We start from the raw sequence: 9,809 nt of genomic DNA on the forward strand, positions 1-9,809 counted from the left end.
GGGCTGGCACTTAGGGGCCGCCTTTCTTTGCTTACTTTCTTTGGCGGGCCAAAGAAAGTGAGCGGCTGCCGGGCCGCACCCGGCGCTCCCTTCCGACCGGAGAAAGATAGGAATTAAGCCGGTACATCTGCACGAAGCAAGACCAGACTACCCCAATACCAAAAACCACTACTTATCCCCCAAAGGCGCCACCTCATCCAACGCCAAATTCAACTTCAGCACATTAACCCGAGGCTCCCCAAACAAGCCCCACTGCGGCGCCTCGCTGTTATCCCTGATCAGTGCCCGCACCTGGTCAATCACCACTCCCCTCGCCTGCGCCACCCGCATCGCCTGGTAATCGGCCGCCGCCGGGCTGATGTGCGGATCAAGCCCGCTGCCGGAAGCCGTCAGCAAGTCGATGGGAATGGCCCGCCGGCTGCCGTCGCCAACTTCGCGCAAGGCCTTGGCGCGTTCCTCGGCGGCTTGCTTGAGGGCCGGGTTGGTCGGCCCCAGGTTGCTGCCGCCGGAGGCCATGCCGTTGTTGGGGAAATTGCCGGTAGCCGACGGCCGTCCCCAGAAATAGCCGGGGCCGGAGAAGTCCTGGCCGATCAGCTCCGAGCCGACCGCCACGCCGCCACGCTCGATAATGCTGCCGTTGGCCTGACGCGGGAAGAAGGCTTGCGCCAGGCCCGTGACGATGGCCGGATAGACGCCGCCCAGCAGCACGCCCAGCAGGATGAACAACGTCAGCGCCGGACGCAGCGTGCTCTTTAAGACAGGTGATTTCATGATGTTTCCTTGTGAAGTCGATGCGGGGTCAGACCAAGCCGAAAGCGGCCAGCAACATGTCGATCAGCTTGATGCCGACGAACGGCACCAGCAGCCCGCCCACGCCATAGATCAGCAGGTTGCGGCGCAGCAGCACCGCCGCGCCCAGCGCGCGGTAGCGCACCCCGCGCAGCGCCAGCGGGATCAGCGCCACGATCACCAGCGCATTGAAGATCACCGCCGACATGATGGCCGAGCCGGGACTGGCCAGGTGCATCACGTTCAACGCGCCCAGTTGCGGATAGCTGGCGGCGAACATGGCGGGAATGATGGCGAAATACTTGGCCACGTCGTTGGCGATGGAAAAAGTGGTCAGGCTGCCGCGCGTCATCAGCATCTGCTTGCCGATCTCGACGATCTCGATCAGCTTGGTCGGGTTGGAGTCGAGGTCGACCATGTTGCCGGCCTCTTTCGCCGCCTGGGTGCCGCTGTTCATGGCCACCGCCACATCGGCCTGAGCCAGCGCCGGGGCGTCGTTGGTACCGTCGCCGGTCATCGCCACCAGCTTGCCTTCGGCCTGGTGCTGGCGGATCAGCGCCAGCTTCTGTTCCGGCGTGGCTTCGGCCAGGAAGTCGTCGACCCCCGCTTCGGCGGCGATGGCGGCGGCGGTCAGGCGGTTGTCGCCGGTAATCATCACGGTCTTGATGCCCATGCGGCGCAGTTCGCCGAAGCGTTCCTTGATGCCGCCCTTGACGATGTCCTTCAGCTCGACCGTGCCGAGGATGCGGATCGGCGCGCCGTTGTTGACGACCTGGGCTTCATTGTTCCACTCAACCACCACCAGCGGCGTGCCGCCGCGGCGGGCGATCGATTCGATATCCGTCTCGACCTGGCCGGGCAGGCGCTGGTCGGCTTGGCGCGCCAGCTTGCGGATGGCATCGGCCGCGCCCTTGCGGATGCGGCGCGTGCCGAGGTCGATGCCGGAGACGCGGGTCTGCGCCGAGAACGGGATGAACTGCGCGCCCAGCCCGGCCATCTCGCGCTCGCGCAGGTTGAAGCGGTTCTTGGCCAGCACCACGATGCTGCGGCCTTCCGGCGTCTCGTCGGCCAGCGAGGCCAGCTGCGCGACATCGGCCAGCTCGCGCTCGGACACGCCGGGCGCCGGCAGGAAGGCGGCGGCCTGGCGATTGCCCAGGGTGATGGTGCCGGTCTTGTCCAGCAGCAGCACGTCGACGTCGCCGGCGGCTTCCACCGCGCGGCCGGAAGTGGCAATCACGTTAGCCTGCATCATGCGGCTCATGCCGGCCACGCCGATGGCCGACAGCAGGCCGCCGATGGTGGTCGGGATCAGGCACACCAAGAGCGCGATCAGGGCCGTCACCGACACCGGCGCACCGGCGCCGGCGGCGCTGACCGAGAACAGCGAGAACGGCAGCAGCGTCACCGTCACCAGCAGGAACACGATGGTCAGCGCCACCAGCAGCAGCGTGAGCGCGAGTTCATTGGGCGTCTTCTGGCGGCGCGCACCTTCGACCATGGCGATCATGCGGTCGAGGAAGGCTTCGCCCGGGTTGACCGAGACGCGCACGACGATCCAGTCCGACAGCACGCGGGTGCCGCCGGTCACCGCCGAGAAATCGCCGCCGGATTCGCGGATCACCGGGGCCGATTCGCCGGTGATGGCGCTCTCGTCCACGGTGGCCACGCCTTCGATGACGTCGCCATCGGCCGGCACGGTGTCGCCGGCTTCGATCAGCACCAGGTCGCCTTTGCGCAGCGTCCCGCCTTCCACCACTTCACACTGGTCGGCGCCCACGCCGGCGCCGCGCGCCAGTTCGGCGCGGCGCAGCTTCTTGGCCAGCACGCTCTTTTTGACGCCGCGCAAGGCGGCGGCCTGGGCCTTGCTGCGGCCTTCGGCCAGTGCTTCGGCGAAGTTCGCGAACAGCACCGTGAACCACAGCCAGGCGGCCACGGCAAAGATGAAGCCGGCCGGGGCTTCGCCCTTGCCGACCAGCGCCTGGATGAACAGCAGCGTGGTCAGGATGCTGCCGAGGTACACCACGAACATCACCGGGTTGCGCCACTGCACGCGCGGCGACAGCTTGCGCACCGAGTCGAGCAGCGCCGGCTTGACGATTTTTGGATCGAACATCCAGCGCACGGTCTGCGCGGCGGACGGTATCGCGTCCGATGCCGCGGCGGCGCCGGACTGGGAATGGGAAGAAGGGGTAGTCATATCGGTATCCGTTTCTGGTTGCTCCGCTGCGGCGCCTGGGCCGCAGCGGTATCCATCAGCTTGATCAGCTTGCTTACATGGCCATCATTTGAAGATGCTCGACCACCGGCCCCAGGGCCAGCGCCGGCACATAGGTCAGCGCGCCGACCAGGATCACGGCGCCGATCAAGAGCGCCACGAACAGCGGCCCGTGCGTGGGCAAGGTGCCCGAAGTCGCGGCGAGGCGCTTCTTGGCGGCCAGCGAACCGGCCATCGCCAGCACCGGGACGATGATCCCGAAGCGGCCCAGCCACATGGCGATGCCGGTGGTGATGTTGTAGTACGGCGTATTGGCCGAGAGCCCGGCGAAGGCGCTGCCGTTGTTGTTGGCGGCCGAGCTGAAGGCATACAGGATCTCGGAGAAGCCGTGCGCGCCGGGGTTGGCGATGCCGGCCAGGCCGTTTTCCACCATCACCGAGACGGCGGTGAAGATCAGCACCAGCGCCGGCGTCATGAGGATGGCGATCGACATCATCTTCATGTCGAACACGCCGATCTTCTTGCCGAGATATTCCGGCGTGCGGCCGATCATCAGGCCGGCGATGAACACCGCCAGCACCGCGAAGATCAGCATGCCGTACAGGCCCGAGCCGACGCCGCCGTAAATCACCTCGCCCAGTTGCATCTGCAACATCGGCACCAGCCCGCCCAGCGGCGAGAGCGAATCATGCATGGCGTTGACCGCACCGCAGGAAGCCGCCGTGGTGATCGAAGCGAACAGGGCCGAGGCGGTGATGCCGAAGCGGGTTTCCTTGCCTTCCATCATGCCGGGGCCGGAAGCGTGCAGCGAGGCCAGCATCGGGTTCGGCTGCGATTCGAAGTACATGATGGTCAGCGTCATCGCCACGAACAGCAGCGTCATCGATGCCAGGATGGCCCAGCCCTGGCGGCGGTCGCCAACCAGGACGCCAAAGCTGGTGCACAGCGCGGCCGGGATGACCAAGATCGCCAGCATCTCCAGGAAGTTCGACAGCGGGGTCGGGTTCTCGTAAGGGTGCGCCGAATTGGCGTTGAAGAAACCGCCGCCGTTGGTGCCCAGCATCTTGATCGCTTCCTGCGAGGCCACCGGGCCCATGGGCAAGATCTGCTTGTCGGTGCTCTGCGCCTCGACCAGCGGCTCGCCCTTGGCATCTTTCAGCGGCTGGCCGGCGGCGTCCAGCTTGGGCGTCGTGTAATGGGTGGTTTCCAGCGTCTTCACTTCCTGATACGGCTTGAAGTTCTGGATGCTGCCCTGCTGCACCAATGCCAGCGCCAGGATCACCGACAGCGGCAGCAGGACGTACAGCGAGCAACGCGTCATGTCGACCCAGAAATTGCCGATGCTCTTGCTGCTGTGGCGCGAGAAGCCGCGGATCAGCGCGAAGGCGATGGCGATGCCGGTGGCGGCCGAGATAAAGTTCTGCACCGCCAGGGCCGCCATCTGCGTCAGGTAGCTCATGGTGGTCTCGCCCACGTAGCCTTGCCAGTTGGTGTTGGAAACGAAACTGATGGCGGTATTGAACGAGGAATCGGCGCCGACGTTGCCCAAGCCCTGCGGATTGAACGGCAACCATTGCTGCACGCGCTGCAGCGCATAGACGAAGACCAGGCCGAGGAAGTTGAACAGGACCACCGCGATGGCGTACTGCTTCCAGTCCATCTCGGTATCGCGGCTGATGCCGCACAGGCGGTAGAACACGCGTTCGACACCGCCGAAGACGCGGTTGACCTTCGACTTCCCTTCCATCACGCGGGCGATGTACCAGCCCAGCGGCACCGACAAGGCCAGCAGGACGGCCAGGTAGAGGGCCAGTTGGAGATAGGCGTTGCTGTCCATGTCAGAAGTCCTCCGGCTTGATCAGGGCGTAGACCAGATACACCAGCAAGACGACCGACACGGCCAGCCCGAGCAAAGTCATGGCGTTCATTTCTTGTCCCCCTCTTGCCGTTCCAGACGGCCGCACAGGGCGACGAAGCCCCACATCGAGGCGCCGCACAACAGCAGCATGCCCACATAGAGAAAATCGGTTTGCCACATTTCCCACTCCATTTGTTCACGTTGTTCAATCCGTTCCTGACGGAATCGGAGACAGTCGAACGATAGGACGATGGGCGTTAAATCCGGGTAAAACTATGGGGAGGGGGCGTAAACAACGCGTAAACAGAAATGCGGGGCGAGGGGCAATGCCGTTAAGCGCTGAACGACATGTTTATTGGTGTTTGTGAATTCCGCCCCCGTTCGCCCTGAGTAGCTGCGCAGCAGCGTATCGAAGGGCAGGCAAGGCCGCTGACGCTGGCTTCGATACGGCCCTGATGGGCCTACTCAGCCCGAACGGGCTGATGCTTGGTTCAGGGTCAGTCTTAACTGAACGGCATGAGAGACGAGGGTGAATTTTTTCTTCCCGGCGCCAGCGGGAAAGCGGAAGAAACAAAGAGGGACGCCGGCGCCGCATCAAGTATTGGCGATCTTGCCCACTTCAACCCGGTTCTTGCCGCGGCGCTTGGCGGCATACATGGCCTTGTCGGCCATGGCCAGCAGCTCTTCCGGCCCGGTTTCGCCATCCTCGTCGGGGAGGTAGATCGCCACGCCGATGCTGCTGGAGACATTGATGCGCGAGTGCGTCAGCTCGAACGGCACGCGCATGGCGTTGAGGATCTTGTCGGCCACGTTGACCGCATCCTGCTGGGTCTGCAGCTTTTCCAGGATCACCACGAATTCGTCGCCGGCCAGGCGCGAAACGGTATCGACATCGCGCACCGAACTCTGCAGGCGCTGGGCGAACTGGATCAGCAGCTCGTCGCCGGCCTCGTGGCCGTAGCGGTCGTTGACGCCCTTGAAGCCGTCGATGTCCATGAAGAACAGCGCCATCAGCTCGTGCGCGCGGCGCGCGCGCATCATGGCTTCGGGCAGGCGGTCGGAAAAAGCGCGGCGGTTGGGCAGGTTGGTCAGCATGTCGGTCAGCGCCAGCTCGCGCATCTGGTCGCGGAAGGCCAGCCGTTCGGTGATGTCGTGCAGGAAGGCGATGAACAGGTGGCCGCTGTGGCGCTTGACGTGGCCGACCGTGATCTCGACCGGCAGTTCGTGGCCGTCGTGGTGCAGGGCCTGCAGTTCGATGCGGTTGTTGATGACGACGCTGGTGCCGTTCTCGAGGAAGCCCTTCATGCCGCGATAGTGGGCCTCGCGCATATCCGCCGGAATGATCAGTTCGGCCATCTGGCGGCCTACCGCCTCGGTGCGCATCCAGCCCAGCAACAGCTCGGCCTGGCGGTTCCATTCGACGATCGCGCCGTTCTCGTCGGCGGCGATGAAGGCGTCCTGGGCGTTTTCCAGGATCGCGCGCAGCTCGTCCGCGCTTTCCGCCAGCTTGATCTGGTTGGCGTGCTGCAGGTCCAGCGACTGCTGCAACGCGATGGCGGTTTCGTGCAGGCGGCTGGTGCGTTCGGCCACGCGCTGCTCGAGGCTTTCGTTGAGCGAACGCATTTCGCGCAGGTAGGTTTCTTCGCGCTCGACCATGTTGACCAGGCTCGACGACAGCAACTGCACTTCGCGGTAGCTGTTGACCAGCGGGATCTGCACGTCCTGCGCGCCCGAGGTGCGCAACTCCAGCGCCGCGCTCAAGTCGTTGACCGGCCCCACCAGGCGGCGCGTGAGCACGTAGGCCAGGATCACCAGCGCCGCGCCGATCAGCGCGCCCACCAGGATCACCCGCCGCTCCAGGTTGTGGAAGGCTTCCAGCGCGACATGCTCGGGCTGGCGCACGATCACGCTCCACTTGAGCGGCATGCTCGCGTCCTGGCCGGTGTGCGCAAAACCGGTGATGTAGCGACCGCCATCGGGCCAGCGCTCCAGCACCGCGCCGCCATCCTTGGCTTTTTGCGAGGCACGGAAGCTGTCGGTGTCGATCTTCTTTTCTTCCAGCTCGCCGGGGCCGAGCATCACGGTGCCGTCGGAGCGCACGACCATGACTTCGACGCCATACCGGCCGGCCGCCGGATCGATCAGCCTGGCCGCGATCTCACGCGCCCAGGCCCAGGAGAGATGCATGCCCATCACGCCCACGACCTGCCCCTGCATGTCCAGCACCGGCGCGGAAAGGTCGACGAAGCGCCAGGGCTCCGGCTGCGGCGGCAGTTTCTGCTCCAGCAGCATGGCGGGATGGTAATCGGCGTAATAGACGTTTTCCCGGCCTTCCTTGAACCATGGGCGCCCGGCCACGCTCTGGCCTTCGAGCAAACCCTTGGTGGCCACCCGCACCGTGCCGTCGGGAGCGGCCATGCCGATCCAGGCGTAATTGGGAACACTGGCCTGCAGCTCGTTGAGAACCTCGCGCATGTGCGGCAAGTCCTTGCCGGCGCGGATGGAGGGACGCGTCACCAGGATACGCAGATCGGCCTGGCGCTCGGCCATGCCGCGTTCGAGCGCGTCCTGCATCTGCCAGGCAAGTTGCTTGAGGCGCATCTCGGCCTCCGAGCGCGCATAGCCCCGGGTGAACTGATCCACCAGGATCAGCACCGACACAATCGTGATCAGTACGGTGACAACCACCCCCATCGTGATCAGCGACGATAGATTCGGAGGAGATGGGGCTTTTTTCTTATTCAATTGGGACAAATTGCGGCAATACGAGCAAATGCATGACGGCTCCCCCTGCGAACCGCGTTTGTATACATGGCATCTTGCCAGATCGTTCACTTTTTTTCATCGGCTTTGAAAAAAAAGTACAAGAAATAATTTCCATAAAGAAATAATTCAGGGCGAAGACATCTGCGCGGCGGCGCGCCGACAGCAAGGAAATCAGGCGGCGCGCAGCATGCCGGCCGGCAAGACATGCAATCCCGCGCAGCAGGAAACGCCTGGCGCCGCGCCAGGCCGTGCAAAAAGACAACGGACGGCAGGATGATCGCGCAGGATCCTCCTCCGTCCGTTCGGGCAAGGCCGGCGCGACGCCAGCCCATGATGCTTGATGAAGCGGGCGAAACCGTCAGCAGGTTTTCAAAGGCCGGCGCAAATGCCATCGGCACGCGGATCGGTGGCGCCCTCGATCACCCCGTCCGGATGCACGCACACGGCGCCGGCATGTCCCATCATGTCGGTGTAGTCGGCCACCACCTGCACCTCGTGGCCGGCGCGCCGCAAGGCGTCCACGGTCGCCTCCGGCACCCGCCCTTCCAGTTTCAGGTTGGTCGACACGTCGCCCCAGGTGCGCCCCAGCAGCCAGCGCGGCGCGCTGACCGCCGCCTGCAGGTTCTGGCCGAACAGCACATGGCGGGTAAACACCGCCGCCTGCGTCTGCGGCTGCCCTTCTCCGCCCATGGTGCCGTAGGCCAGCGTGCGGCCATCGTTCAAGCGCGCCAGCGAAGGGTTCAGGGTATGGAACGGCAGCTTGCCCGGCTGCAGCTGGTTGGCGCCGTCATCCAGCGTGAAGCTGGCGCCGCGGTTCTGCCACACGATGCCGGTGTCCGGCACCACCACGCCGCTGCCGAACTCCCAGAAGATGCTCTGGATGTAGCTGACCACGCGCCCTTGCGCATCGGCCGCGCCCATCCAGATGGTGTCGCCCGGCTTGGCCGGATGCGGCCAGGGCGCCGCGCGTTGCGGATGGATATGCGCGGCTTCCCGCTCCAGCGCCTCGGCCAGCAGCCAATCGGCCGCGTTCACGCTCATGTGGGCCGGATCGGTGACATGCCGGTTGCGCAAGATGAAGGCGCGCTTGGTCGCCTCCACCAGGCCGTGGATATGCGCGAAGCCATCGGCCTCGGTCACGCCCAGGCGGTCGAACAGGCCGATGATCATCAGCGCCGAGACGCCCTGCGTCGGCGGCGGCAGGTTGTACACGCGGCCGGACTTGAGCTGCACCATCAGCGGCTGCAGCACCTGCGCCCGATAAGCCGCGAGGTCGCCGGCGCGCAGCGGGCTGCCGACTGCTTCCAGCCCGGCGGCGATGGTCGCGGCCAGGTCGCCGCGATAGAAATCGTCGAGGCCAGCCTCGGCCAGGCGCGTGAGCGTGGCCGCCAGCGCCGCTTGTTTCAGCACCGCGCCTTGCGCCGGAATGCCGTTCTGCGCATAGGCGGCGGCAAAGCCCGGCTGGTCCTTCAGTTCATTCCATTTGTCGCGCGTGAGTTCGTGCTGCGAACGCGTGACCGGCACGCCAGACTGGGCATGGCGGATGGCGTCGGACAACAAGGTCGCCAACGGCAGCGGGCGGCCGAAGCGCTGCGCATAATCCAGCGCGGCAGCCCAGCCGCCGACCGCGCCGGCGACGGTCAGCGCCGCGCGCGGGCCGCGGGTGGGGATGGCTTGGTCGGCATGCGATGCGTAAAAATCCTTGCTCGCCAATGCCGCCGCCGGGCCGCAAGCCTGGATCGCCACCGGCTCGCGGCCCGGCTCGCTGATAACCCAGAAACCGTCGCCGCCGATGCCGTTCATGTGCGGATACACCACCGCGATGGCCGCTGCCGCGGCAACCATCGCCTCCACCGCATTGCCGCCTTCGCGCAGGACATTGGCGCCGGCTTGCGCGGCGAGATGATGGGGGGCGGTGACCATGCCGCCTATGCAGGTCTTGCTGTACAACATTTGGGCTCCTGATGTTTTTCTTTATTGGGGTGAGGGGGATGATACCTGTGGATGTGCTGGGTGGTTTGGGTGTGCTGAGTGTGCTGAGTAGTTTGGGTCTTGGGAGTCTTTTGGGTAGTCTGGTCTTGCTGCGTGCAGATGTACTGGCTTAATGCTTTTCTTTCTCCGGTCGGAGCGGAGCGCCGGGGGCGGCCCGGCAGCCGCTCACTTTTCTTGTCTCGCCAAGAA

Annotated in this window: 7 protein-coding genes; all 7 read right to left on the reverse strand. The window is 65.1% G+C overall.

Annotated elements, in window-relative coordinates; all coding sequences use genetic code 11:
* Window positions 1-168: 168 nt before the first annotated feature.
* Window positions 169-771 carry a potassium-transporting ATPase subunit KdpC gene (gene kdpC, locus AC07N6_RS24120; RefSeq protein WP_494783844.1) on the reverse strand — a complete coding sequence of 201 codons (603 nt, stop codon included), beginning with the start codon at window positions 769-771 and terminating at the stop codon, window positions 169-171.
* 28 nt (window positions 772-799) lie between these two features.
* Entirely contained in the window at window positions 800-2,902 is a 2,103-nt protein-coding gene (gene kdpB, locus AC07N6_RS24125) for a potassium-transporting ATPase subunit KdpB (RefSeq protein WP_494783846.1), read from the reverse strand.
* A gap of 157 nt (window positions 2,903-3,059) precedes the next feature.
* Window positions 3,060-4,841: a potassium-transporting ATPase subunit KdpA gene (gene kdpA / locus AC07N6_RS24130; protein ID WP_494783843.1), complete on the reverse strand. Its 1,782-nt coding sequence runs from the start codon at window positions 4,839-4,841 to the stop codon at window positions 3,060-3,062.
* Between the two features lies 1 nt (window position 4,842).
* Entirely contained in the window at window positions 4,843-4,932 is a 90-nt protein-coding gene (gene kdpF, locus AC07N6_RS24135; protein WP_494783842.1) for a K(+)-transporting ATPase subunit F, read from the reverse strand.
* Window positions 4,933-5,456: 524 nt separating this feature from the next.
* On the reverse strand, window positions 5,457-7,556 hold the full coding sequence (locus AC07N6_RS24140) for a diguanylate cyclase domain-containing protein (RefSeq protein WP_494783845.1): 2,100 nt from the start codon (window positions 7,554-7,556) through the stop codon (window positions 5,457-5,459).
* A gap of 137 nt (window positions 7,557-7,693) precedes the next feature.
* On the reverse strand, window positions 7,694-8,020 hold the full coding sequence (locus AC07N6_RS24145) for a hypothetical protein (protein WP_494783841.1): 327 nt from the start codon (window positions 8,018-8,020) through the stop codon (window positions 7,694-7,696).
* A complete protein-coding gene (locus AC07N6_RS24150) occupies window positions 7,998-9,581 on the reverse strand; it encodes a gamma-glutamyltransferase family protein (RefSeq protein ID WP_494783840.1) in 1,584 nt (527 codons plus the stop codon). The genes AC07N6_RS24145 and AC07N6_RS24150 overlap by 23 nt, the downstream gene beginning before the upstream one ends.
* Window positions 9,582-9,809 lie beyond the last annotated feature (228 nt).

This window comes from Herbaspirillum sp. GW821-FHT09A12, assembly GCF_059418325.1.